This is a genomic window from Bacillus cereus group sp. MG9, assembly GCF_040459995.1.
GTDB classification, from domain to species: domain Bacteria; phylum Bacillota; class Bacilli; order Bacillales; family Bacillaceae_G; genus Bacillus_A; species Bacillus_A mycoides.
In genome coordinates this window covers 2,037,012-2,059,809 of record NZ_JARVHC010000001.1, presented here as the reverse complement: position 1 = coordinate 2,059,809, position 22,798 = coordinate 2,037,012, and the positions used below count along the sequence as shown (strand labels likewise).

Here is a 22,798-nt window from a genome sequence, read left to right as displayed (position 1 = left end):
CTATTACTAGAAAGTCTTCTCTGAAACAAAAAGAAATGTACCGAATATACCTACTCCGCTATATTCTTTCGTAACACCAGCTTCTGTTTTATACGTTTGCTTTACAGTCATAAAGAAAACACCATTTCGTGCATCAATACTTTCAAACTGTAATTTCTCTTTTTTTTCATCTACATTTTGCGTGCATTCAAAGCTACTCTCGTCACATTTCAATGCATACTTATCCTCTAAATACAATTTAAAATCTGATTCTTTCGGACAAGTTATAAGTAATATTGCCACGAGAATAATACTTACAATACCCACAATTGTATAATATTTCTTCATTTGTTCTCCTTTCAAAAGACAAGAAAACTTGACTTCATGCGCCAAGTTTTCTTAGTCTACAACCCATTGCCACTCTTGTTCTTTCTTATCAAAAATGAGCCAACCCGTTTCTGTTGCTTCCGCTTTCAATTCATCGATATTATCTAGTACCTCATCCGTACTTTCGAATGATCCTACTACATATACCGGAATTTCAAGACCTCTTCTCGACTCAATTTTCCCCGCTAAATCAATGTATAATCCATCTTCCATTAACGGCATAAGCCCAAGGATAACTTCCTTTGAAATTGCTGGGAAAATTTTTGATTTTTGGAAGAAAGTAAAACGTTTCTTTCCAAACGAACCGAGTTTATATGGAATCACTTTACTCAGCATTCCTACAAAATCACCGATTCTACGGTAATACACTTTGTTGTACCAACCGTCATCATGTGAAAAATAAACGAATCTATTCTTCAACAATGGGAAGAACGTTCTTCCAAGTGGTTCTTTTTTGTGAGCCAAATATAATAATTCTGCAATTTCTTTTGGCTCTAACTCATCTAAATCGCTTGCATCATCGAAATCTACCCAACAAAATTCATCAAATTCATCAATCTCTGCTTGAATGAGTTTATGTATGTTTTCTTCCTCAACATATTCAAATAAAGTATGATAATGAAAATCTGTCCACTCAAAATTATGCTTTAAAAGCAATACTTGATGAAGCGGTGAAGGGATGTTACTTGCAAACTCTTTAAACGTAATTCCAGATGTAATAAAACAATGACCCCGACGATTACCATTAATATATATCATATTGTTTACTTGGTCAGATCCTCCAGACAAAGCACCTAGCCACCTTCGTTTTATATGTTTCAATTCTATAGCATATTTTAACATGAAAAATTTTAGAAACATAGAAAAAACTTCAAAAACTATTTACAATTTCATGTGTTTTATTACATACTGATTACAAGAAAAAACGCCTGCTTATGAGCAGGCGTTTTTAAAGGATTTCATCTGGGTTTTGAGGGTGATGATTTCCCTCTTTCTTTTCATCTGTTTGGAACATCGATTGAATTTTATCAATTGTTTGTGGAGCTAATTCAATTATTTTTTCTGCTAAATGTGTCGCATTTTGTAAATGAAGAATATTTACCCCGTCTTTATTCACGACTAGAAATGCTACTGGTGTAATAGAAACACCACCCGCGCTACCGCCACCAAATGCAGGGTTACCGTTCGCTCTTTGTCCATCATTCGTCTGGAAATCAGAACCTCCTGCTCCAAAACCGAACGCTACTTTAGAAACCGTTAACACTACACCACCGTCAGCCGTTTGAACAGGCTCTCCAACAATCGTATTTACATCGACCATTTCTTTTAAATTTTCCATTGCCGCTTTCATTAACCCTTGAATTGGATGATCCACCGTTCATAACCTCCTTTGTCATATCTTTCCTAGTTTTTCCGAAAGTTGGTGAACTAAACATAAAATTTTATATTGATTTCAAAAAACTTAAGTTGTAATATTTAGAAAAATAAAAAAGAGGTCGATTTTTTATGATGAGAAAATTAACAAAGAAAGATCATGAACAAGTATTCGCTTACCTAAAAGAAGAAGCAGCCCTTAACTTGTTTATTATTGGGGATTTAGAAGCTTTCGGTTATGAAACAGACTTTCAAGAATTATGGGGCGTATATAAAGAGAATGGAACATTAAAATCGATTTTACTTCGCTTTCACGATACATTTATACCGTATAGTAAAGAAGAGTTTGTGGTTACTGACTATGAGGCACTTCTTTCCGCATATAAGCCGCTTAAACTCTCTGGCAAGTCAACTATTGTAGAAAGATTTGAAACTGCTCCAAGTGTACAACTAGGCGCCAAAAATGAAATGTATTTTTGCGAATGTCCAGATGACAACAACTTACCTCGCACGCCTGTTCAAGAAACAATTAAACTTGCCTCACTAGATGATGTAGAACGAATTATGCAATTACGAAATAACATTGCTGAATTCCCAACAGCTAATGAATCAGAGAAAATGTTAAGGCAAGCTATTGAAACAAAATACAGGACGCACATACTATATTGAAAAAGACGGTGAAATTATCGCATCTGCCTCTACTTCCGCTGAAAACTCATTATCCGCTATGGTTGTTGGCGTCTGTACACATCCGAATTATCGCGGGAATGGATATGCTTCGCTCATATTACAGAAAATGATTCAAGACTTTACGAAAGAAGGCCGAACGCTTTGCTTATTTTATAACAATCCAGCTGCTGGACGAATTTATAAACGATTAGGGTTTAAAGATATTGGCATGTGGACGATGTATCGATAATAATGCATAACACAAGCAGAAGAGGCTGCCTATTATAAGTAGCCTCTTTTGCGTATACTAATATCTATTCACATGTACTCCGCTTGCCCTTACTATATGATATACTACGAATTTACTTGTTAACGCCTGTTAGTTTCTATAACATAATAGATCAATTTAAATCTTTTATCTTTACAATTGAACCAATTAGGAACGCTTTATCACTATTCTCTGTTCTTATTTAGATATATTTTTTGACTTGCTACTGAAAGTTTCTAATAAATAGGAAATTCCAATACCTACTCCACCAATAATTAGAGCAACAATGGCCGTTAAAACCCTTTTTCCCATTGGCTGTGGGAAGAAGGAAGGAAGAAAAAAATAACACTGCGGTAAAAATACACATTAAAATACGCCCCTGTTTAAACATGCGTGATTGCTCCTTTTTTCTTTTTCAAATAAAAAATGAATCCTCTATAACCATGGGGATAACGTTAAAAGAGGCAACCAGTAGGCCACCTCCCAAGTAAAACTATTAGTAATACATGTTACATATTTTCAACTGATATTCCATACACTCTATCTCTATTTTGCCCTCTTCTTTTTTCGATTTCTAAATATAATCTCTAACGCTACTACTGCGATAAATCCTACCGTTAATTGTAAACCTGTGAACAGCAGCTTATCATTTAGTGGAATATCAGGTGCACTCCAGAGCAGCACTGGAGGAACAAGTATGCCAATGATTACAATTATTCTCATTATCTTTCCCATTTTGTTTCCCCTATCGTCTTTTTAAAATCTATATGTATTTTCCAACTAATCTACAATTCTAATAATTTCTCACGTAGAACTAGTTCACTCTCAGTCATATACCCTCTATGCATTTCCTCTACAATCTTATCATTATTAAAACATAGTACTTTTTCATCCCCCAGATAACCAACTGGGTAAGGAACGCCCACATAATCAAAATCACGTTTATCTGCTGATACAACCATTCTTCCAATAATCATAACAAATTGTTCTATCTCTTCTAGCTTAACAACTGTTCCAATCGGTAAAAGTTTCATAGTTATTCTCCTTTTCTTTTCTTTTTTATAATGTAGTCTATTAAAGTAAGTCCACCTAACCCGATTGCACCATAAACAAGCATGCCGAATGTATGTACCATCTTTTCTTTTAATGAAAATGGGGCTATTAGCCCTGCAATGATTACAATTACAATTGCTATCATCATTACGATTCTTGCAATTTTTATCATCATACTACTCCTTTGTATTCTTCTCAAATTTAGCAAAAAAACCTCCGCCATGAGCTTTACCAAAGTACGCACCCATCTCTTGACCGAGGTGTATTTTAGCCCCTCCTGTACCAAATCCATATTCTAAACGGACTGTTAAATCATGATCCTTAAAAAATGGGATAAAGTCTGGAATATCAATTTTTTCAAATAAAACTTCATATTTCTGTGTTGTAACTTCCGCTCCTAACTGAAAAGTATACTCATCTATTCCAACAACAGCAGATGCATCTGCAAACTTTTGTGTAACTGTTGCTTTTTCTGCAAAACCGCTATTTATTTCTTTTTCTATTGAGTCTTCAAAAACAGAAGCACCAACTTTAAACCCTACTAAACCCCCTCCTGCAACATCACTAATAAATGTCTTTCCGTCCATTGGAACACCGGTCTCAATAGAGCCATTTCCCCCTTTAAAAGTAAGCTTTTTTCCTTTCGAAATTTCATATTCACCTTTTATCAATGAACCTTCTGCCTTCATTCCCACTCGATTTCCTTCTGCTAATTTAAAATCACCTGTTAAAGTTTCGTAATCCCCTTTAAAAGGTTTCCCAGTTAAAATACTGGAAGCCAGCGCAATAGCAACATCCATGTTATCTACCTGCTCAAATTTATTAGCAGAATCAAGAAGAAACTTCTCAAGTGGCTCTAATATGATTATAAATTGTGCCATCTTAAAGGATGAATCATGGAAATCCGTATTAAATTTCATATAGGTTGAGCCCAACCAATTACTAGAAATCATATCAATATCTCGTTTTAGTCGCTCCTGTGTTGCAGTTGTATTCGTGATAGTTGATCTAATAGACCATGCCACTTTTCGCAACTGTTCAGGAGTAACTTTTATATCCCCCATAGCCATTCCCCTTTTTAATATTTATATAGAATATTTTACCACAGGAAAGTTATTAGATAAAAAATATTTTTTATACTCTTAAAACTCTGGAAACTCTAGAAACTACCTCCTCAAGGGAAGTAATTTTAATCAATACTAGTAAATGCACAGATAGCTGATAACAAGACGGAAACAATCCCTAGTCTTCTTTTCCGAGATTATATGTACACAAAGAAAAGAGCAACCTGTGTGGGCTACTCCCCCTGAAATCGCTCTTAATGGGTACAATTATCATAATGATCTTTTCCTATTGTATTAGTCTTATTTATTATTAAATTTACTAGACATCCGTTCGTAAAGTTTATTAGTACCAAGTGCACAAGCTCCTAAAATAAGAACACCTATAATAAAGCCAATCTTTTTAGGGAATTCATAAGGAGACGTAATAGCAACTACAAGAAATATAGCAATTGCGACATATGTAATATATTTTCCAGCCTTAAATGATTGCATATTAATATGCTCCTCTCTTAATTCTCAAACTTAATGGTACCACCTAGTCCATAACTATCCCTAACATAGCATCCCGTTTCTTACCCTAATTATTATTCCTACCTTTAATCTAAGTTTCATTTACTCATCCTCTTTTTAATATACTCCATTAAAGTAATTGCTCCTATCGCCATTGCTCCCCAAAAGATCACACCAAATGTATATATAATCTTTTCTTTTATTGAATATGGCCCCATCAGCCCGACAGCGACTGAAATTACAACTAGTATTACCATTATAATTTTCGGAATCTTCATCACCTTATTACTCCTTATCCGTCTTCTCAAATTTTACAAATCTACAATTTTGGACTTTACTACTGTTCCCACTTGTAAAAGCTTCATTTTCATTCCCTTTTATCTTTTGTTTTTCCAAAAAATTTCATTATGTACGTAAATCCAATTGCTAATCCGCCAAAAACAAGTACAAAAAAGAAAGTAAGAATACGATCCCCTAATGGCTGCGGAAAAAATAATGAAAGTAATGCAATAATAGGTACTGTTATTAAATATATAGTTCTCATATGTTTAAAAGGTCTCATTTATTTACTCCTTTTTCTATTGAATTTCTCCATAATATTTATAACAAATGAGTTCCATACTAGTGAAACCCCAGTAAATATAAGAACAGCTAGCGAAATAACAATTTTATCTTTCCACGTTTCTCCATTTATCATAGCGAGTGTAATGAATAATACTGCAGCAATACATATTACTATTCGTGTTACTCTACGCATTTTAATCCCATCCTCATTCTTCTTTCTTTAATTTAAATAAGAATCCTCCACCATATTCATTAGGTGCTGTTGCAGAAAATCCTGATTCTTCACCTGCACGGATTTTATAACCATACCCACCCAGTATGATTTCACCTGTAACATTTATATCATGAAATACTGATATAAGGATAAAATCAGGGATCTTAATCTTCGTAATTTCCGCTTCGTATACTTGCAAAGCTATCATGTTTTTTCTTCATATTTATTTATAGTAATTTTTGCTACTTCCCCTCAATTTTCACCCCTATTATATCTTTTTCAAAAAATCTTATTTAACTGCATTCCAACTATTAGATAAATTAAATTCAACAAGAGCACTTCCCGCCGGAAATATTCCTCTCACTTCAAAGTCATAATTACCTGTCTTTCAACAAACCCAAAATCTTCGTACATCTCTTTTGCAAAATTTCCAGCGAATACATTCAAACGAATTTCTGAATACTTTTCTTTCAATTCCTGAATGCCAGCCTCCATTAGTTCTCGTGATAATCCTCTCCCGCGATATTCCGGGAAAACGTATAACTCATATATAAATCCAAGTTTTTCACGAGAAAAATAATCAGTATTTTCTCCTATTAATATCCAACCCATTATTTTATTTACTTCTTTAACGACTAAATAATATGCTCCCTTTTCTACAATTGGCTCTGTAATTTCAATCGCTTTCTCCGTACTTAACTGACAATTTCCTCTCGTCCCTTCAAAAAGCGATTGAGCTGCATATTCTAATATTTCATTTGTATCTTCTTGATTTGCCTTTATTATCATTTTTCACAACTCCCCTTGAATAATAGGCATTATTATCGCTTGTTCAAGATTCTCCACTTCCATAACAATTGCCATTAATCCCTTTTCTGTACTTGTTTCATGAAACTCACCCTTCTCCCAAAACACAGCTTGTCCAGCTTCTACTGTCACTTTTTCTTTATCTGTCCCGCACACATGTCCTTCGCCGTCCACAATAAGAAGCAGTTGAGATACAACTGCTTCATGATATCCGATGATTCCATTCTCTTGTAAATGCATAGCGCCGATATGTATATTCCCTTGATGGTTTAATATTTTCGACATTATGAAATTAGATTGAAATACTGATATGTGCTTTCCCACTTTTTCACTAAAATCAAAAATTTTCACTTCTAGTCCTCCTTATATGTATAAAACCATCCTTACTGTCTGCATCAAATGTCCTTCAAAATCTTCTTCAAATTGCTCTAAAGCTGCAAAACCTTTCGCTTCATAAAAGCGCTTTCCTTTTTCATTTGCTGCTTCTACATGTATGTACAGTTTCCGGATCCCTTTTAATGTCTTAATCCCTCTTTGTAATAAAGCACTTCCTATCCCTTTTCCTTGCTGATCTGGTAACAAATAAATCGCACCTAATTCTGATTCATTTTGCAGTCTAACAGGTGAAAAATTCGCAAATCCAATTACTTCTCCCTCTTCTTCTGCAACGAATAAATGTGTATTTTTAAGACGATATTTCATTTTCCCATCAGAATATGCTTCATCTAAAAAACTATCTTGAACCTCTCTCGGAATAATTCCTTCGTAAGTATCATGCCAAGCTATTTTTGCTACGTTTTGTACAGCATGAATATCTTCTTGCTTCATTTCTCTAATTACATATGTCATCTCGTTGTCTCCATTCTCTTTAAATTATATTCTGCTAATATACTAGAAGAAATGGCAGAACCATTTTCATAATTTACCTTAATTAATTTTAACTTCTCAATCGAAGCTATTGTAACATCAAATTTTTCATATATATATTCCATTACACTTAAAAATTGATTTGAATTTAACCCATTAGCAATCGTGCAATGCGGAACCCATTTTCCTGGTACGTAATAGGACTGTGGATTATCATGAAAAGTTTTGAAATAATCATGATAAGAATGATGAAGTCTTAATACTTCATCGGTAATGGTCGGTGCTAGAAAGATCATTCTGTTAGTAGGAAAAGTTCCAACAGAAGGAAAAATTACAGCGGAGATGTTCTCTTGAAAAGCTACAAACTCCTCTAATGTCTTCGTATATAAATTAACATCTAACTCCTTATAATCAGCCAATGTTATATGGGGTTCTACTCCGGCTAGTTCATTTGTTTCAATTATATTCGTTAATTCATTTTGCAATTCTCTAACTTTATTAGTAAACACACCATCAAATGTAGCAATAATAGCGTACATGCTTCCTCACCCCTTCGTTACACATAGCGCTTCCCATTCTTCACGAATCATTCCCATTCGAATAGAATCATAGTATGTTCCGTTATAATATCTGCATTTTCGCATTCTACCTTCTAAGCTCATTCCTATTTTCTCCGCTACTTTCATCATTCTTTCATTGCCAGACCAAGTTGTGAGCCCAACTCTACCAATCTCCATATTTTCAAATAGCAAATCTCTATATAGTGTTAATGCTTCTGTACCGTAGCCACCATTCCAGTATGTTGGATCATAAATAACAATCCCCATCTCCAACCAACGCGTCGGTTTATGTTCCCAATAAAAACTTACTGCCCCAATAATTTGACCATTATTTTCCACAATAAGATTTGATAACGGTTCTTCTTTTAAACGTGATTGTAATTTCTCTTTGTATGATGAATATTCCTGAATTGAGAACGGAAAGTATGGTGCATCCCATCTTTTCCACTCTGGATGTTCTTCCTTATATACAATACTCCATAATTCTTTTATATCTGATTCTTCTATTGTACGAATTGTAACTTTGTTCCCCTTTAATATAACGTTTTGCATAATTTCCTCCTACATCTCTCTTTATTTCATATATAATTATAATGTTTTTTCTGAAAAATCAAAACAAAACTATACTCTATATTGTATAATTTTGTTATAAGATACGAATTATTTATGTAAGTTCGCTAATTTTTTCGAGTTTAATTTAGAAACGGAACTTCGGAAAAAATTGGATGAAGTACGAGCTCGTAGCATAGTTAATAAAAAACAGGAGGTTATATCCCTCCCATTTTAGCTAAATATTGTATTTCCCTTCTTTTCTACCTCAAGTAGAATCCCTTTCTCTATCCAGCCCTCTACTCCATCTTTTTTAATTAAATCATATCCCATGCAGCTACCATCAATTAAAGAAACTGTATCCCCTTTTCTAATACTGATTTGCGCACAAGAAATATCCGTTTTCACTGTATACTCACCTGATTCAAGTTGCTTTATATACTCGTTTTTCACATGAAGTAATTCATTTGTTCCTAGTTGTTTACATACGGTAAAACCTTTCATTCTCTCCACAGGTTCTATGTAATAATGTGGATATGTAACCCCGCCCTGCATTACTGAATTCGCATTAAAATCAGCCAATACTTCATACTGTGGAAAATGATCTACATATGTATAAGAAAACGTATCACCTGAAGTTATCCTCTGAATAATAAATGCATTTAATTGCCCTGCTTCTTTAATCGCATTACCACCATCAATCGCAATAATTTTTTTCTCCTTATCAATAACTGGATTGTTAGACGGCGCCTCCTCGGAATAGTTCACAACAGGCCAATGTCCAACAATTACGTACTTATCCGCGCTATGTGACTTATTAAAAAACTCTGGTATTGCAATTGCATTTTTCCTGTCTGTTCGTTTCCAATCCTCTCTATCTTCAAGGCCAGCATGTACAAAGATATACTCCTCAGTTTCAATAGCAGTTGGCAATTCTGTTAGCCACTTTATTTCTTTTGAAAAATGGCTCATCAATATGTTTTTCACTTCACAAATATCACTTTCTTCATTAACGGTAACGTTCAATTTCCCTAGCCATTCATTAAAAATTGTATTTTTTCGCGTACATAAATAATTTATTAGCGCAGGATTTTCATTTACAAGCGCTTCAACTACAACTTCACAATTCCCTTCAACAACATAAACATTTGACTTGCTAACTACTAGATCCATCACATAGTTTACGACGCCAATGCTATCGTTCCCCTTCTCACAAAGGTCGCCATTTATAATTAAATAATCATCATCTTTAAAATTAACTTTATGTAATAATTCCTTTAAAAGATTTAATTCGCCATGAATATCAGATATTACGATAACTCTTACACCTTTTGGGATTAATAGTTTCTGAATTTTTTCCAAGTATGAACTCCCCTAACCTTCTTTAAATTCAATATTATCGTCTCAATTATAAAGAAACTATTCGACAAAATAAGCAATTAACCCTCTTCATCTTATACTTCTAAATAAAAGTAGGTTCTATATGTTATCTCACATAGAACCTACTTAGTATTATAACTCTTTATAAAAAGAATAACTTACCTTATCATAGCCTTCTCTTTCATAAAAACGATGGGCATCAACCCTTGGAAACGCTGATGTAAGAACGATAGAACTGCACCCTTTTTCTTCCCCCCATTTTTCTACATATGATAGCAGAACCTTACCATACCCTTTTGATCTGTGAGCTTTCGCAGTTACAAGATCATATACGAAAACATGTTTCTCATTATAAAAGTTCGTACAAATCGCTACACCAGCTAGACTAACAACTTCGTCATCTTCATTCTGTAACGAGAGTAGTTTATAATTTTCGTCTTTCATTTTTTGAAATAAAGAACTTGCTTCTTCTCTTGAAAGTTTCGTTCGTAGTTGCTGTAAAACGGGTAATACTTCATAGAACTCGCCTTCTGTTACTATTTCTCTAATATTCATTATGACTCTCCCCTAACTATTTATAAAATTTTCTAAATGTTATATCATTATTATAAGAAGTAACTGCCCCTTACTTAAGTGACAGTTTGATTCTTTTTTATAAGGCCAATTTTTAAAGGAGAATTCATAAAATGGATCTTACTATCCCATTGCAATTAGAAAGTAAAATACCAATTTACTTACAAATTTACGAATACATGAAACGAGAAATCTCTCAGGGATTACTACCTGCCGGTACACGCCTTCCTTCTCACAGAAATTTAGCGGTACAACTTAATGTTAGCCGTATTACTGTTGAATCTGCTTATCAACAATTACTAGCTGAGGGTTATGTAGAAAGTAAACCGAAACGTGGGATTTTTGTTGCGGAAGTTGATATTGATTTCATTCAAAATAAACAACACGTTGTGTCAAACAGCGCTAACAATATAAAAAAAGAACAATATGACTATGATTGTAGCCAAGGACTTATTGATCAAAAAGCTTTTCCAATTACAAACTGGAAAAGAGCTTTACAAGAAACTTTATTCCAATATGAAAATGAATTATTTGCTAAAGAAGATCCTCAAGGTGAGTTCGTTCTACGAGAGCATATTTCAAAATATTTATATCATGCCCGCGGGGTACATTCTACACCTGATCAAATTATTATCGGATCCGGTACGCAGCCTCTTCTTTGGTTACTGCTTCAACTGCTTGGTTCAAAAAAAGAATACGGAATCGAAAACCCTGGATTTCACCGTATAACTGCTATGATTCAAAGTGCTGATCTTCCTATTCACCCTATCCCTTTAGATGATAAAGGGATTCATATTTCAGCTTTACGTGAATCAGGTGCTAATGTAGCATACGTCACTCCATCTCACCAATTTCCACTTGGAATTATTATGCCTTTATCTAGAAGACTCGAACTATTAAAATGGGCGAATGATTGCAAGGGATATATTATTGAAGATGATTACGACGGGGAATTCCGCTATGTGGGAAAACCTATTCCTTCTTTACAAGGACTGGATTCAAAGGAACGTGTTATTTATATGGGAACTTTCTCGAAATCCTTTTTACCTTCTTTACGAATGGGATATATCGTCTTACCACCTCATCTTTTAAAAACCTATAAAGAGCTCGGAGGCATGTTTAAACAAACTGTTTCTACAATGCAGCAACTTGCTTTTTCCACTTTTATTCAAAAAGGTGATTGGGAACGTCATATAAATCGAATTCGTACGTTATATAAAAGAAAGCACATTTCATTAGTTAAATCTATCATGGACGAAATGGGAGCTCGCGTTCATATACTCGGTGAACAATCAGGACTTCATATCGTACTTCACGTTCATAATGGGATGAACGAACAAGAACTTATTACTGCAGCTGCGAAACAGCACATTAAATTGTACCCTCTCTCAACATACGATTCTGTTCATAATTTAAGGAAGGCGTCGTATGTATTACTCGGTTTCGGCAGTATTCCAGAAGATTGTATCGAAACGGTTGTCAAATTACTGAAAAAAGTCTGGTTCCCTAACTAAAAATAACTCCACGCAAGTTACACTTACGTGGAGTTATTTTCATTCACTATTTTTCTGATACTTGCCCTGATTTCGCTGTCCTTCCTGGACGCTTTACACCAGTTGTTTCTGTTGAATAAGAAGCTTCAATTATAGCACTTGGATCTACAGAGAGAACGAGATCTTTCATTTTCGGATAAATGAAACGGTTTGTAATACAATAAATAATTCTCTGGTGCTCTCCTAAAAAACCACCTTCTCCATGTAGATACGTAACAGACAGTTGTAATTCTTTCATAAGCAGTTCGCCAATTTCTTTATTTTTATTCGAAATAATCATGACACTCTTTCCTTGATTAATACCGTCTAATATGAAATCAATCATCTTCGTAACAATATAGAAAATTGCTAATGAGAACATCGCTTGCTCAATTGAAAATAAAATAGCAACAAATACAAAAATAACCGCATTTACAGCAAGTAAAAATGTACTAATTGGTACTTTAAAATACTTGTTCATCCAAACAGCTAACATTTCTGATCCATCAATTGCCCCGCCCATTTTTACAACGATTCCAACACCAACACCAAATAGAACTCCTCCATAAAGTACAATCAATAATTCAGAAGTCGTAATTGCTGGAAATGGTTTTAAATAAATCAATCCGATTGTTGTAACAACATTTGCATAGGATGTACGGATGAAGAACTTCTTTCCCATTACTTTTGCAGTAAATAATAAAATAGGAATATTAAGCCCTAAAAATACTCCGTAAAGCGGTAATCCAGCAACTTTATTTGCCATAATAGCAATGGCCGTTACCCCGCCATCTACTAATCCATTAGGTGCTAAAATAAGCTCTAGTGAGCCCGCTACAATAATCGATCCAATTGTTAATAATACGTATTCGAATAATTTTTTCATTCATTACCCCCAAAACTTATATATTTTCTTAGTATTATTTTAACGTAATTTTACTACTAATTCAAAGATATCAGTTTATATACACAAAAGTTTCACCTTTATAGTGATTTTTTATGTAATTTATTTATAAAAACACACTTACGTATTTCAGTAAGTGTGCTCCAAACATTTATTTAAGTTTTAAGTATGAATTCACTTTCATTTTAAATATTTCATCAACTGCTCTATTATACCCACCAGCATTTCGAAGTGACTCTCCAACTTTACGACTATTTTCCTTAAACGTTACATCATACATTACTTTCTTTACAGTCTCACCTAACAATTCAGAAGTTAATTCTTTACGATTAAGCCTTATTCCAGCTCCTACTTCACTCACTCGTTTCGCAACTAAAGGCTGATCTCCTGTTACCGGAATTACAACTAACGGGACACCGTAATATAGTGCTTCACTCGAACTATTCATACCACCGTGTGTCACGAATACATCAGCGTACTGTAATACTTCTAATTGCGGCACATAATTATACAACTTAAAGTTATTCGGAATGTTTTCAAATTGACTTATATTTATCTTCTTACCAACAACTAATACGACTGTCGCTTCTACATCTTTAAACGCTTCAAAACATTTTTCATATAACTCAGGTTGTTCATTAAAAACTGTTCCCATAGAAATGAAAATCAATTGTTTATCTTTTAAATCTTCCATAGGAAAGCTATCTACTTCTTTTCGAGTAGCAATTGATGGACCGACAAACTTATACGATTCATCGAATACATCTGAACGCGGCTGATATTCCTTTGAAGTATATACAATAGTAATATCACCAGGATGATTCATAATATCATACATATTAATACATTTCATTCCATACTGCCTATTCCATTTTTCCATTCCCGCTAAACAAGATTGATATAATGGATTAGTTTCATCTACTTGTCTCGATTCTTGTTCATCATTAAAAGTAATGTACTGATTAAAAGCAAACGTTGTACAAGAAGAAACGCTAGGTAATTTTAAAACATTCGCTATAATACGTCCTACTGGAAAATGATTATCGTATATCAAGTAATCGTACTTTTCCCCTTTTGCTTCTTCTACAATTTGAGTAACAATACGCTCTGATGCTTCAATCATATGAGATAGCATCGTCAAAGGACTCCCACCTTCATTTACTCGTTCCATAATATTAATTTGAGAGAGGAAATTCTCAAACACTCGGAATTCTGCACCTGTTGCTTCAATCTTCTTTCTATAATCTTCAATACAATACGAAACAACTGTTTCCCCTCGCCGAATTAACTCACTTACAATAGCTAAAGTCGGATTTATATGACCTTCTCCAGGGAAATTTATTACGAGTACATTTGCCATAATATTCTCTCCTATCTAATATAATTAATTTAAAACTATTAAGTAATCTATTCTACTTCTTCATATTTTTCTCTTCATTTTATTATTGAGAAATATTTTTCATAACCTACATTATAACTCTTATAAAAGTAGGCTTAACCTTTCATTTATTGAAAAATACGGGATTTACATTCAGGCATTTTTACAGATTTATCATCAGAAACATTATTTTGATAATTCATACAAAACTAGAAAAATATAATTTTCACACTGATTTCTCACCATAAATTTATTTAAGTTCTATGTTGTCCCCATCATTATCCACTTGGTACATATTCTGTTATATAATGAATTTATAGAATTTACAGAAAAAGGAGCTCTTTCATGCTACAACAATTGTTTACTTCACCTATTTTATCCGCTCAAGCTTTGCATCCAGGCTATGAAGACCATGCAAGCGACGTATTTTTTGTTAAAACAGAAGCTGAAGAAGTTATTGTTCGCTCTTCAAAAATGACTGAAGAGCCCAACAATGATTTTTGGTGGGGATGTAAAAATCTTTTTGGAATTGATCCAAGGCATGTACATCATTTAGAAACAATACACGCATTATTGAAAAAGCATACTACCTTACCCATCCCGACTATTTTGCAAAAACATGTTTTAAATGAGCGAGAGTATGTAATCGTCGAAAAACTAACCGGAAATACGCTGCAATCATTTTTCGGACAACCTGATTCTATTTTATTCAGCCTTGGAAAAGGACTAGCAGAAATTCATTCGTTTCAAGCAGAGTTTATAGGAAACCCATCAAATACTTTCCACATTCCACTAGAAGAATTTAAGTCTCACATGTTAAAAGTCAGTAAAGATCTTGTAAATAGGTTCTATTCCGATAACGCGAGCATCCAAAACGCATTTCATACTTTTGAGTCACAGCTCTCTTCCTTGCCGTCACCGAAGGAATCTACACTCGTTTTAATTGATATGGATCCTACCCAGTTTTTATCAGATGATCAATCTATTACTGGTTTAGTAGATACAGAAGCTTATGCAATTGCTCCACGAGAGTTTGATTTTATTGGATTAGAATATGTATTTACAGAAAAAGAGGCTCATGCTTTTAAACAAGGTTACGAAACCATTATGCCCATTCCTCGTCTTGAAGAATGTAGACATCCCTATCGATATTTGTACCGGTTATTATCTGTTCAGGGCAGTGTGGAGTTAGACAAGTGGTTGCGTCATCCATCCTATTTTTAAATACGAATGAGAGGGATTATGAAATGAATATTGAACAAAAGAAATCTTTAACAGCAAACGAAATTCAGCAAATGAAAGATTTATCTCATATTTGCGGACAACACGATCAAATTGATTACTCGTCAGATTTACATATAAACTTTTTAACTGCCCGTAATATAGAAGTGGTAAATGATTTTCTATTTTATGATGATACTCAATTAATCGGTGCATTAAGTATGTATGACTTTGAGAGACCAACAAAACTGGAGTTAATAGGGTTTGTTCATCCGAACTATAGGAAACAACATATAGGCACTACTCTTTTACAAACCGCAATGAAAGAAATACAAAAAAGAGAGGCAGATGAAGCCCTTCTTATAATTAATGGTGACTCTATTTCAGGGAAATCATTTGCAAAACAAATGAAATTCCCTTATTTATACAGTGAATACGGTATGGAGTTCAAAACAAACGAAGCACAAAAAACAATGAAAAATAATATTAATCTTACCGTTGCATCTTCTGAATTACTTCCTGATCTTATAGAAATCGCTAGTGAAGCTTTTGGAGATTCGGCAGCAAATACATCCACATGGTTACAAAAGATGATGAATTCATCTTCCCATCAAGTTTACAGTGCTCTTATCGATGAAAAAGTGATAGGAACGATTACAGTTACTGAGCAAGAGCAATCTACTACACTATCAGGATTTGCAGTTCATCCTTCTTATCAAGGTAAAGGATATGGTAAAGATATTCTTAGTTATATGGTACATACACTTATTACAGAAGGAGTTTCAACAATTGAACTAGACGTCGAAACGAAAAATAACAATGCTTTAAAACTATATACACAATGTGGTTTTGAAATTATGACGAAGTATGATTATTATGGATTGTTGGAATAGGAGTGACTTTTCTATCGAGGAAGCATGTTATTTTAGAGACGAAATTATTACCTCTTTAAAATCTGTAGGATGTAACAATATACAACTACACGGTATAAATAGAACATTTTTCATTTGTCAAAAATAAAAAAACTGAATCATATTAATCTGTACCCTTTGTAAAGGACATTTTGAAAAAAGTTAGGCAACATCAAGGAGATGATTTCTGTATCCAACAGGAGTCATCTTTTTTAAATTCCATTGATATCTATAGTGATTATAGTACGTCATATATTTCTTAATCTCTTGTTTCAACTCAGTAAAAGACTCGCAAGGTTTTATATGTGCTTCATCTTTCAGATGACCAAAAAATGATTCCTGTGGAGCGTTATCCCAACAGTTTCCTCTTCTTGACATAGATTGTCCGAGCTTTAGCTTTTTGACTAATTTTTGGTAGGTAGGGCTTGTGTAGTGGGCTCCTTGATCTGAATGAATATATGCACCGTTAGTCAATCGAATCCTCTTATTCCGTTTTAGTTTATGAAGAGTTGTTGTTACGAGGTCTAATGTCATCTGTTCTGAAACATGGTAAGCTAAAATTTCATTGGTTGAGCTATCTAAAATTGTAGATAAATAAGCTCTTTTATTCTTACCATAAACTAAATAAGTGATATCTGTAAGAAGTGTTTTTCCTGGGGTGTTTTGTTTAAATTCTCGATTTAATTGATTCGGCACTACTCGATGTTCTTTTGAAGCTTTCAGCATTCTTTTATAAGGGTTTGCTTTCCGAATCGGACAGACAATCTCATATTTCTTCATGATTCTACGGATACGCTTTAAATTGTAGACAACTTGAAAATGACCCGCCAATGTCATTTTTATTTGACGAGCCCCTTTCTTTCGATTTCTAAATCGAAGTGCTTTTAATATGATTTCTTTCACGATTTCATCTTGATCGTTCTTTTGTTTCCGTTGTTCTTGAGATGAAATGGAAAAATAATTATAGTATCCCGAACGGGATACACCAGCTACTTTACACAAGTAACTCACCATATTTCTTAAGTTATATTTTATGATAACAGAACGAATCAGGATATATTTCTGACTAGGTGATAACGTTATTTCCTTCTCATCCTCCCTTCCATAAGTTTGATCTTTTTTAACAATTCATTTTCTGCCTTTAGTAAGTTCCGTTCGGCTTCTAAACGAGCATACTTCTCTTCTAACGTAAGCTCTCTCTCAAGAGTTCTTCCCGCGTTTTCGGTGCGTGTATCTCGTAAACCAAATACACCATTTTTTCTGTAAGCAGCACGCCATCTACTTCCTGATGACATAATTCGTTTCATTCCAATCATATCTATATCAAAACCACATTCTTCAAAAATATTTCGGGGTAGTTTTCCTTTCGCATTCTCCTCAATAAAAATACGCTTAAATTCATCTGTATAAGTGATACCTTTCTGACTTACAGATTTTATATATGGGTTATTTGATAGAATTTGAATGTCTCTTTCTGTAAATAGCTTTTTTGTCATTTTAAACCTTCTCCGATTCCAATTTTCTCTCATTATACAAGAAATACCCTATAGAATAGACTTTTTTTCAGTGTCTATTCTATAGGGTACATTTTATATCGATTCAGTTTTTTCTTATTTTTTTCTTAATATATTTACAACCGCAGTCGTTTCATCATTTTTTTTATAAACACGTGGAATTCTTCTATCCAACATGCATGTAACTTCATAATTAATTGTACCTAGCATATCTGCTATTTCTTCTACCGCAATCTCTTCTTCATCTTGTTTGCCGTAGAATACAACTTCGTCTCCTACTTGTACTGGCATTGCATTTGTAACATCTAGCATAAGCTGATCCATACAAACACGGCCAATTACAGGTACTCGTACTCCGTTTATTAGTGCATGCCCTTTATTAGATAGCTGACGATTATAACCATCAGCATAACCAATCGGTACAGTTGCAATCCATTCTTCGCCCGTTGTTACATAAGTATTCCCATAGCTAACACCACGATTTTTCTTCGCATGTTTAACATGAGCTACTTTTGATTTTAAAGACAACGCTGGCTGTAAGGAAGCAACTGTATGATCCACTTCTCTTGAAGGATACATACCGTAAATTCCAATACCGACACGAACCATATTTTGAAATGTGTTACTAAGTTCCATTGATCCTGCACTGTTTGAACTATGAATATATGGAAAATGAATTCCTAATTCTTCCGCTGTATTTACAGCTTTCTCAAACAAACTTGTTTGCATATTTGTATAAGTTTTATCTATTTCATCAGCGGTAGAGTAATGTGTAAACATCCCTACTACTTCTACATATCGCATACGTTTTAACTCTTCAAAAAACGGTTTAACTTCTTCTTCCTGTAAACCAATACGGCTCATTCCTGTATCAATTTTCACATGAATTCGCACTTTCTTTTGAAGATGGTTTGCAACTTCATCTATACCTTGTAAATCTTCTACTCTATAAACAGTCATCATAACGTCATATTGAATTACATCTTCTACAGCTGCTACTGGTGTATATCCTAAAATTAAAATAGGTACAGTGATTCCAGCTTCTCTTAATTCAATTGCTTCATCTACAAATGCAACTGCAAGTTGGTTTATTCCTGCTTCAATAGCCGATTTTGCAACTTCAACTGCCCCATGACCATACCCATTCGCTTTTACAGCAGCCATCATTGCAATATTTTCATCATTCACACGTTTTTTAAATTCTTTTACATTATGTTTTACCGCATTTAAGTCAACTTCAACAATTGTATCTCTTCCATATTTCAAGCTCATTGGTCTAACTCCTAACTCAATAATTACATTCCATTCTATTTCACGTTTCATATGACCTTTTACAATATAATACTTTTCACTATGCTAGTCAAACTACTAGAATTTTCGGAATTTTGAGTATGATATAATACCCTTAAGAAACTATTATATACGGAGGTGAGAATAATTACAATGTTTGTTCCATCTGCATTGAATCAAGTTAAAATTGCTATCGATACTTCCATTCAAATACTGAACCAATATACTGAAAGTGATTTGAAAATAAAGCCGATTGAATCAAAGCGGTCATTATTTGAAATGTGCACACATCTTTCCCTTATTTTCCATGCTGATTTACTCATATTAAATGGTATTACGGAAAAAGACTTACATACCTTTTATATAGAACAAACACCAGAAACAATTACTCAAATACAGCAAACGATGATACAAGGGTACGATTTACTTTCTAAAACTTTTTTATCCTATTCCAATGAAGAATTAGCGGAAATTATGACTGCTTATTGGGGTATTTCTTACTCTCGATTCGAATGGTTGCTTGAAATCGTTGCACATTTTTATCATCATCGCGGGCAAATTCATATTTTATTATGTGAGCACGTTAAAGATCCTAACATACCTTTATTTCAATAAAGGTATGTTAGACGACATTAAACTTTTTTAAGGCAAATAAAATACCACCTTCACTCGCCTTCTTTGTAACGAAATCTGCTCTTGTTTTTAACTCTTCTCCGCCATTCCCCATCGCAATTCCTAGTCCTACATACTGTAACATCTCAACATCATTTCCACCGTCACCAAAAGCAATTGCTTCTGATTTACAAATTTTCAGATGTTCCAATACCTTTTGAATTGCAGTTAGCTTCGATACTTTACTATCTTCCAACACATTCATAACGTAACCATGAAAACGTTCAAACGTAAGTGCTGGATATCTTTCAAAGAATTTCTGAGCTTCTGTTTCATCAGCATACAGACATACACAATAAATCTCTTCTGATAAGTTTCTAACTTTGTCAGGATACCGCTCTAAATTTAACGTTTCATTTAATGCTCGTATTACACGTTCGTCTTTTGAGGCAATACCATTCATTACAAATTCCTCTGTAAAATAAGAAACACTGTGACCATGTAATTCAGCGAAATTTGAAATATCATGAACAATTCCACTTGAAAGTACCGATTTATGTATAACTTCATCAGCACATTTTATATGTGCACCATTTGCAGAAATAAACGTATTTATGCCCAGCTCTTTAAATTGTGAGCATAAACTATATGGTCTCCCTGTTGTAACAACTACGTGAATTTCTTTATCTATTAACCTTTGTATCGCTTCTTTTGTACTTTCATGCATACTTCTATCAATCTCACTTAAAAGAGTACCATCCACATCGAAAAATACAACTTTGTACATATCCTCTTACATTCCCTCTAAATGATTTGTATCATTTATAAAATGAATAGTTTTCTGTTTATCCGTAAGTTCAATCAAACTAATTCCCGTATCTCCCATTTTAAAATAATAGTCCATGCTAATTGGCATTTGGAAAAACGCTCGTAAAATACTATTTATTACACCACCGTGTGCAACAATTGCAATTCGGTCATATGTATTCTCTGTCACGATTTTAGAAAAAATTCCTTCTATTCTCATTCTAAATTCAATAAATGATTCCCCGTTTTCAAACCGGTCATGAAGAAACTTTGGCTCTGGATATTTTTTCGCTTCTTCAAATGATAAACCTGCTTGCACTCCATTATTGAACTCCATTAATTCCTCTTCTAATTGAATTGGGCACTGAATCGCTTCCGCTAATGTTTCAGCCGTTTCTCGAGCACGTTTTAATGTGCTTGCCCAAATAAAATCTGGTGGAAATTCTGCTTTCACTTTCTGTACAAGTCTTTGCACTTGCTGTCTTCCCTTTTCTGTTAATTCAAAGTCAGCTCGACCTTCATGTACATTTAAAATATCTGCTTCTGATTCACCGTGGCGTATTAGTAGTATTTGCATCTTTCTTCCGCTCCCTTGTTTAATATTCACAAAACTCCATTATATCACATTCTTAACTTTATATAACAAAAAAGGAACGGTTTCCCGCCCCTCATCCATTCACTTTCTCTGCATCATTCCAATAATACTTACTAAACGCTTCCGTCAACACATCAATTGTGTTATATAATTCATCTAATGTATTATCAACACCACCAACTTCAATTAACATCGCATTTTTAGATAAATCTTGATTATAAACGCCATTTCCATCTTTTTTATACTTTGGAAAGATTCCTCTGCTTAATCCGTAATAGTTTTCATCTAAATAACTATTGATTGCTCTTGCAATTTTTTCATTTTCAGCACGCCCTTCATTTTCCATCCCAATTATAAAATATAATCTTGCATACGATTTCCCGTTAATTACTTTTGTTGTTACCTTCTTCCGCTGATCATCACGGTGTATATCAATCGGAAACGCAATTTTATTATTTTGTGCTAATGTTTCTTTTACATATTCATGAGACGCTTTATATGATTGCGGCCATTTCCATTTTTTACTCGCTAATAAATCCCCCATATTCGTTTTATCATGAACTACTGGAATTCCTTGTCCTTCAAGTTGTTCTTTCATACGTTTCCCTAGTAAGGACACATTTACATCTGGACTTGATGGATCGGTAGCCCCTGGTAATAACGGAAAGAAAGATTCCCAGCTATGTGTATGATAAATATATACTGCACTTTCACCTTTTTTCGCTCCGTTCTTTTTCTGAACCGGATTATTCTTTTCAGCTTCTGTAACTTTATCTTTTGCTACTTCTCGCTCTTTCGTTACTTCTTCAATCGGTACACTAGATTCATTTGGGATATTCGTAAAGTTTGTCCCTTCCCCAGCTACGATAATGTTAGAGTAATACTTTGACATACCAGGCACTTCTTTACCGACAAACGTTCTTAAATCTTTAATTTTCAAATCCGTCGCAATCGAGAACATTAAATTTCCAAATGACTCCCTTTTATTCTGCTTAAAATAATCAAATCCGTAATAGCGATTCTCACTTTCTATCATTTGAACAAAACCTTGCATCGATACTTTTCCAAACCATTGATTCACGTAATTCGATTTCATTGTATGTAAAAGCGACGTCAAAATCGACGCAATAATAATTATGACTAGTGCATATAGAAAGAGTAACGAGATTAGTTTCTTCCCATGTATACGGGTTGCATACTTTTTCAATGTATCACC

At 33.9% G+C, this 22,798-nt stretch carries 30 protein-coding genes and 3 pseudogenes; 6 read left to right on the top strand and 27 right to left on the bottom strand.

The window, feature by feature from the left end:
* Nucleotides 1-6: 6 nt before the first annotated feature.
* The 3 genes from QCI77_RS10520 to ytfJ all read right to left on the bottom strand — a co-directional run bounded on the left by QCI77_RS10520 (nucleotide 7) and on the right by ytfJ (nucleotide 1,741).
* Nucleotides 7-327: a hypothetical protein gene (locus tag QCI77_RS10520; protein WP_002118741.1), complete on the bottom strand. Its 321-nt coding sequence runs from the start codon at nucleotides 325-327 to the stop codon at nucleotides 7-9.
* A gap of 51 nt (nucleotides 328-378) precedes the next feature.
* Nucleotides 379-1,155: a hypothetical protein gene (locus QCI77_RS10515; RefSeq protein WP_002085994.1), complete on the bottom strand. Its 777-nt coding sequence runs from the start codon at nucleotides 1,153-1,155 to the stop codon at nucleotides 379-381.
* Nucleotides 1,156-1,315: 160 nt separating this feature from the next.
* Complete coding sequence (gene ytfJ / locus QCI77_RS10510) at nucleotides 1,316-1,741, bottom strand: GerW family sporulation protein (protein WP_002127061.1); 426 nt, start codon at nucleotides 1,739-1,741, stop codon at nucleotides 1,316-1,318.
* A gap of 131 nt (nucleotides 1,742-1,872) precedes the next feature.
* On the opposite strand from ytfJ, the pseudogene QCI77_RS10505 reads away from it, so the two are divergent.
* A pseudogene (locus QCI77_RS10505) lies at nucleotides 1,873-2,659 on the top strand (GNAT family N-acetyltransferase).
* Nucleotides 2,660-2,862: 203 nt separating this feature from the next.
* On the opposite strand, the pseudogene QCI77_RS10500 reads toward QCI77_RS10505, so the two are convergent.
* The 17 genes and pseudogenes from QCI77_RS10500 to QCI77_RS10420 all read right to left on the bottom strand — a co-directional run bounded on the left by QCI77_RS10500 (nucleotide 2,863) and on the right by QCI77_RS10420 (nucleotide 10,800).
* A pseudogene (locus tag QCI77_RS10500) lies at nucleotides 2,863-3,068 on the bottom strand (hypothetical protein).
* A 155-nt stretch (nucleotides 3,069-3,223) separates the two neighbouring features.
* Entirely contained in the window at nucleotides 3,224-3,412 is a 189-nt protein-coding gene (locus QCI77_RS10495) for a hypothetical protein (protein WP_353824884.1), read from the bottom strand.
* Nucleotides 3,413-3,462: 50 nt separating this feature from the next.
* Nucleotides 3,463-3,711, bottom strand: a complete 249-nt coding sequence (locus QCI77_RS10490) for a DUF4176 domain-containing protein (protein ID WP_353824883.1) — start codon at nucleotides 3,709-3,711, stop codon at nucleotides 3,463-3,465.
* A gap of 2 nt (nucleotides 3,712-3,713) precedes the next feature.
* Nucleotides 3,714-3,902, bottom strand: a complete 189-nt coding sequence (locus QCI77_RS10485; protein WP_000589990.1) for a hypothetical protein — start codon at nucleotides 3,900-3,902, stop codon at nucleotides 3,714-3,716.
* Between the two features lie 4 nt (nucleotides 3,903-3,906).
* Complete coding sequence (locus tag QCI77_RS10480; RefSeq protein WP_353824882.1) at nucleotides 3,907-4,794, bottom strand: WXG100 family type VII secretion target; 888 nt, start codon at nucleotides 4,792-4,794, stop codon at nucleotides 3,907-3,909.
* A 300-nt stretch (nucleotides 4,795-5,094) separates the two neighbouring features.
* Nucleotides 5,095-5,286, bottom strand: coding sequence for a hypothetical protein (locus tag QCI77_RS10475; protein WP_353824881.1), 192 nt, complete (start codon nucleotides 5,284-5,286; stop codon nucleotides 5,095-5,097).
* Nucleotides 5,287-5,402: 116 nt separating this feature from the next.
* The gene (locus QCI77_RS10470; protein WP_353824880.1) at nucleotides 5,403-5,582 is read right to left on the bottom strand and encodes a hypothetical protein; all 180 of its coding nucleotides are present in this window, start codon (nucleotides 5,580-5,582) and stop codon (nucleotides 5,403-5,405) included.
* An 89-nt stretch (nucleotides 5,583-5,671) separates the two neighbouring features.
* A complete protein-coding gene (locus tag QCI77_RS10465) occupies nucleotides 5,672-5,866 on the bottom strand; it encodes a hypothetical protein (RefSeq protein ID WP_131231167.1) in 195 nt (64 codons plus the stop codon).
* On the bottom strand, nucleotides 5,867-6,061 hold the full coding sequence (locus tag QCI77_RS10460) for a hypothetical protein (protein ID WP_078204821.1): 195 nt from the start codon (nucleotides 6,059-6,061) through the stop codon (nucleotides 5,867-5,869).
* Nucleotides 6,062-6,074: 13 nt separating this feature from the next.
* The gene (locus QCI77_RS10455) at nucleotides 6,075-6,290 is read right to left on the bottom strand and encodes a hypothetical protein (protein WP_353824879.1); all 216 of its coding nucleotides are present in this window, start codon (nucleotides 6,288-6,290) and stop codon (nucleotides 6,075-6,077) included.
* A 152-nt stretch (nucleotides 6,291-6,442) separates the two neighbouring features.
* A complete protein-coding gene (locus QCI77_RS10450; protein ID WP_353824878.1) occupies nucleotides 6,443-6,871 on the bottom strand; it encodes a GNAT family N-acetyltransferase in 429 nt (142 codons plus the stop codon).
* 3 nt (nucleotides 6,872-6,874) lie between these two features.
* Nucleotides 6,875-7,240, bottom strand: a complete 366-nt coding sequence (locus tag QCI77_RS10445) for a cupin domain-containing protein (protein WP_353824877.1) — start codon at nucleotides 7,238-7,240, stop codon at nucleotides 6,875-6,877.
* A gap of 12 nt (nucleotides 7,241-7,252) precedes the next feature.
* Entirely contained in the window at nucleotides 7,253-7,738 is a 486-nt protein-coding gene (locus QCI77_RS10440; RefSeq protein WP_353824876.1) for a GNAT family N-acetyltransferase, read from the bottom strand.
* Nucleotides 7,735-8,295 (bottom strand): 2'-5' RNA ligase family protein, encoded by a 561-nt coding sequence (locus tag QCI77_RS10435; RefSeq protein WP_353824875.1) that lies wholly within the window; start codon nucleotides 8,293-8,295, stop codon nucleotides 7,735-7,737. Before QCI77_RS10435 ends, QCI77_RS10440 begins: the two co-directional genes overlap by 4 nt.
* A gap of 6 nt (nucleotides 8,296-8,301) precedes the next feature.
* Nucleotides 8,302-8,868, bottom strand: a complete 567-nt coding sequence (locus QCI77_RS10430; protein WP_353824874.1) for a GNAT family N-acetyltransferase — start codon at nucleotides 8,866-8,868, stop codon at nucleotides 8,302-8,304.
* Between the two features lie 231 nt (nucleotides 8,869-9,099).
* Complete coding sequence (locus QCI77_RS10425) at nucleotides 9,100-10,227, bottom strand: metallophosphoesterase (protein WP_353824873.1); 1,128 nt, start codon at nucleotides 10,225-10,227, stop codon at nucleotides 9,100-9,102.
* A gap of 150 nt (nucleotides 10,228-10,377) precedes the next feature.
* Nucleotides 10,378-10,800 carry a GNAT family N-acetyltransferase gene (locus QCI77_RS10420; RefSeq protein WP_340813780.1) on the bottom strand — a complete coding sequence of 141 codons (423 nt, stop codon included), beginning with the start codon at nucleotides 10,798-10,800 and terminating at the stop codon, nucleotides 10,378-10,380.
* Nucleotides 10,801-10,931: 131 nt separating this feature from the next.
* Here QCI77_RS10420 and pdxR point away from each other — a divergent pair, with 131 nt between their 5' ends.
* Nucleotides 10,932-12,332 carry a MocR-like pyridoxine biosynthesis transcription factor PdxR gene (gene pdxR / locus QCI77_RS10415; protein ID WP_353824871.1) on the top strand — a complete coding sequence of 467 codons (1,401 nt, stop codon included), beginning with the start codon at nucleotides 10,932-10,934 and terminating at the stop codon, nucleotides 12,330-12,332.
* Nucleotides 12,333-12,378: 46 nt separating this feature from the next.
* On the opposite strand, the gene QCI77_RS10410 is transcribed toward pdxR, so the two are convergent.
* Nucleotides 12,379-13,236, bottom strand: coding sequence for a YitT family protein (locus tag QCI77_RS10410; protein WP_353824870.1), 858 nt, complete (start codon nucleotides 13,234-13,236; stop codon nucleotides 12,379-12,381).
* A gap of 169 nt (nucleotides 13,237-13,405) precedes the next feature.
* Nucleotides 13,406-14,614 carry a macrolide family glycosyltransferase gene (locus tag QCI77_RS10405; protein ID WP_353824868.1) on the bottom strand — a complete coding sequence of 403 codons (1,209 nt, stop codon included), beginning with the start codon at nucleotides 14,612-14,614 and terminating at the stop codon, nucleotides 13,406-13,408.
* Between the two features lie 363 nt (nucleotides 14,615-14,977).
* Here QCI77_RS10405 and QCI77_RS10400 point away from each other — a divergent pair, with 363 nt between their 5' ends.
* The 3 genes and pseudogenes from QCI77_RS10400 to QCI77_RS30920 form a co-directional block, all read left to right on the top strand.
* Nucleotides 14,978-15,856 (top strand): phosphotransferase, encoded by an 879-nt coding sequence (locus tag QCI77_RS10400; protein ID WP_353824867.1) that lies wholly within the window; start codon nucleotides 14,978-14,980, stop codon nucleotides 15,854-15,856.
* Between the two features lie 23 nt (nucleotides 15,857-15,879).
* Entirely contained in the window at nucleotides 15,880-16,746 is an 867-nt protein-coding gene (locus QCI77_RS10395) for a GNAT family N-acetyltransferase (protein WP_353824866.1), read from the top strand.
* Nucleotides 16,739-16,873, top strand: a pseudogene (locus tag QCI77_RS30920) (class I SAM-dependent methyltransferase); the annotation flags it as partial. The gene QCI77_RS10395 and the pseudogene QCI77_RS30920, both read left to right, overlap by 8 nt.
* A gap of 53 nt (nucleotides 16,874-16,926) precedes the next feature.
* On the opposite strand, the gene QCI77_RS10390 reads toward QCI77_RS30920, so the two are convergent.
* Together QCI77_RS10390 and alr are read right to left on the bottom strand one after the other, a co-directional pair.
* A protein-coding gene (locus QCI77_RS10390) for an IS3 family transposase (protein ID WP_113770855.1) occupies nucleotides 16,927-18,260 on the bottom strand; the annotation gives its coding sequence in 2 pieces (ribosomal slippage) (nucleotides 16,927-17,873 and nucleotides 17,873-18,260; 1,335 coding nt in all).
* 114 nt (nucleotides 18,261-18,374) lie between these two features.
* On the bottom strand, nucleotides 18,375-19,550 hold the full coding sequence (gene alr / locus QCI77_RS10385; protein WP_016120086.1) for an alanine racemase: 1,176 nt from the start codon (nucleotides 19,548-19,550) through the stop codon (nucleotides 18,375-18,377).
* Nucleotides 19,551-19,721: 171 nt separating this feature from the next.
* Here alr and QCI77_RS10380 point away from each other — a divergent pair, with 171 nt between their 5' ends.
* Nucleotides 19,722-20,183, top strand: a complete 462-nt coding sequence (locus tag QCI77_RS10380) for a DinB family protein (RefSeq protein ID WP_002086021.1) — start codon at nucleotides 19,722-19,724, stop codon at nucleotides 20,181-20,183.
* 7 nt (nucleotides 20,184-20,190) lie between these two features.
* Here the strand turns inward: QCI77_RS10380 and QCI77_RS10375 are convergent, their stop codons facing one another.
* The 3 genes from QCI77_RS10375 to spoIIP all read right to left on the bottom strand — a co-directional run bounded on the left by QCI77_RS10375 (nucleotide 20,191) and on the right by spoIIP (nucleotide 22,789).
* Nucleotides 20,191-20,967 carry a Cof-type HAD-IIB family hydrolase gene (locus QCI77_RS10375; RefSeq protein ID WP_002086022.1) on the bottom strand — a complete coding sequence of 259 codons (777 nt, stop codon included), beginning with the start codon at nucleotides 20,965-20,967 and terminating at the stop codon, nucleotides 20,191-20,193.
* 6 nt (nucleotides 20,968-20,973) lie between these two features.
* The gene (locus QCI77_RS10370; protein WP_002086025.1) at nucleotides 20,974-21,564 is read right to left on the bottom strand and encodes a histidine phosphatase family protein; all 591 of its coding nucleotides are present in this window, start codon (nucleotides 21,562-21,564) and stop codon (nucleotides 20,974-20,976) included.
* 91 nt (nucleotides 21,565-21,655) lie between these two features.
* On the bottom strand, nucleotides 21,656-22,789 hold the full coding sequence (gene spoIIP, locus QCI77_RS10365; RefSeq protein ID WP_002141415.1) for a stage II sporulation protein P: 1,134 nt from the start codon (nucleotides 22,787-22,789) through the stop codon (nucleotides 21,656-21,658).
* Nucleotides 22,790-22,798: the final 9 nt, after the last annotated feature.

What these genes read in the sequence shown, in the direction of transcription:
- QCI77_RS10520 (WP_002118741.1), bottom strand. Translation starts at nt 327, where the DNA reads ATGAAGAAATATTATACAATTGTGGGTATTGTAAGTATTATTCTCGTG.
- QCI77_RS10495 (WP_353824884.1), bottom strand. Translation starts at nt 3,412, where the DNA reads ATGGGAAAGATAATGAGAATAATTGTAATCATTGGCATACTTGTTCCT.
- QCI77_RS10490 (WP_353824883.1), bottom strand. Translation starts at nt 3,711, where the DNA reads ATGAAACTTTTACCGATTGGAACAGTTGTTAAGCTAGAAGAGATAGAA.
- QCI77_RS10485 (WP_000589990.1), bottom strand. Translation starts at nt 3,902, where the DNA reads ATGATAAAAATTGCAAGAATCGTAATGATGATAGCAATTGTAATTGTA.
- QCI77_RS10480 (WP_353824882.1), bottom strand. Translation starts at nt 4,794, where the DNA reads ATGGGGGATATAAAAGTTACTCCTGAACAGTTGCGAAAAGTGGCATGG.
- QCI77_RS10475 (WP_353824881.1), bottom strand. Translation starts at nt 5,286, where the DNA reads ATGCAATCATTTAAGGCTGGAAAATATATTACATATGTCGCAATTGCT.
- QCI77_RS10470 (WP_353824880.1), bottom strand. Translation starts at nt 5,582, where the DNA reads ATGAAGATTCCGAAAATTATAATGGTAATACTAGTTGTAATTTCAGTC.
- QCI77_RS10465 (WP_131231167.1), bottom strand. Translation starts at nt 5,866, where the DNA reads ATGAGACCTTTTAAACATATGAGAACTATATATTTAATAACAGTACCT.
- QCI77_RS10460 (WP_078204821.1), bottom strand. Translation starts at nt 6,061, where the DNA reads ATGCGTAGAGTAACACGAATAGTAATATGTATTGCTGCAGTATTATTC.
- QCI77_RS10455 (WP_353824879.1), bottom strand. Translation starts at nt 6,290, where the DNA reads ATGATAGCTTTGCAAGTATACGAAGCGGAAATTACGAAGATTAAGATC.
- QCI77_RS10450 (WP_353824878.1), bottom strand. Translation starts at nt 6,871, where the DNA reads ATGATAATAAAGGCAAATCAAGAAGATACAAATGAAATATTAGAATAT.
- QCI77_RS10440 (WP_353824876.1), bottom strand. Translation starts at nt 7,738, where the DNA reads ATGACATATGTAATTAGAGAAATGAAGCAAGAAGATATTCATGCTGTA.
- QCI77_RS10435 (WP_353824875.1), bottom strand. Translation starts at nt 8,295, where the DNA reads ATGTACGCTATTATTGCTACATTTGATGGTGTGTTTACTAATAAAGTT.
- QCI77_RS10430 (WP_353824874.1), bottom strand. Translation starts at nt 8,868, where the DNA reads ATGCAAAACGTTATATTAAAGGGGAACAAAGTTACAATTCGTACAATA.
- QCI77_RS10420 (WP_340813780.1), bottom strand. Translation starts at nt 10,800, where the DNA reads ATGAATATTAGAGAAATAGTAACAGAAGGCGAGTTCTATGAAGTATTA.
- pdxR (WP_353824871.1), top strand. Translation starts at nt 10,932, where the DNA reads ATGGATCTTACTATCCCATTGCAATTAGAAAGTAAAATACCAATTTAC.
- QCI77_RS10410 (WP_353824870.1), bottom strand. Translation starts at nt 13,236, where the DNA reads ATGAAAAAATTATTCGAATACGTATTATTAACAATTGGATCGATTATT.
- QCI77_RS10405 (WP_353824868.1), bottom strand. Translation starts at nt 14,614, where the DNA reads ATGGCAAATGTACTCGTAATAAATTTCCCTGGAGAAGGTCATATAAAT.
- QCI77_RS10400 (WP_353824867.1), top strand. Translation starts at nt 14,978, where the DNA reads ATGCTACAACAATTGTTTACTTCACCTATTTTATCCGCTCAAGCTTTG.
- QCI77_RS10395 (WP_353824866.1), top strand. Translation starts at nt 15,880, where the DNA reads ATGAATATTGAACAAAAGAAATCTTTAACAGCAAACGAAATTCAGCAA.
- alr (WP_016120086.1), bottom strand. Translation starts at nt 19,550, where the DNA reads ATGAGCTTGAAATATGGAAGAGATACAATTGTTGAAGTTGACTTAAAT.
- QCI77_RS10380 (WP_002086021.1), top strand. Translation starts at nt 19,722, where the DNA reads ATGTTTGTTCCATCTGCATTGAATCAAGTTAAAATTGCTATCGATACT.
- QCI77_RS10375 (WP_002086022.1), bottom strand. Translation starts at nt 20,967, where the DNA reads ATGTACAAAGTTGTATTTTTCGATGTGGATGGTACTCTTTTAAGTGAG.
- QCI77_RS10370 (WP_002086025.1), bottom strand. Translation starts at nt 21,564, where the DNA reads ATGCAAATACTACTAATACGCCACGGTGAATCAGAAGCAGATATTTTA.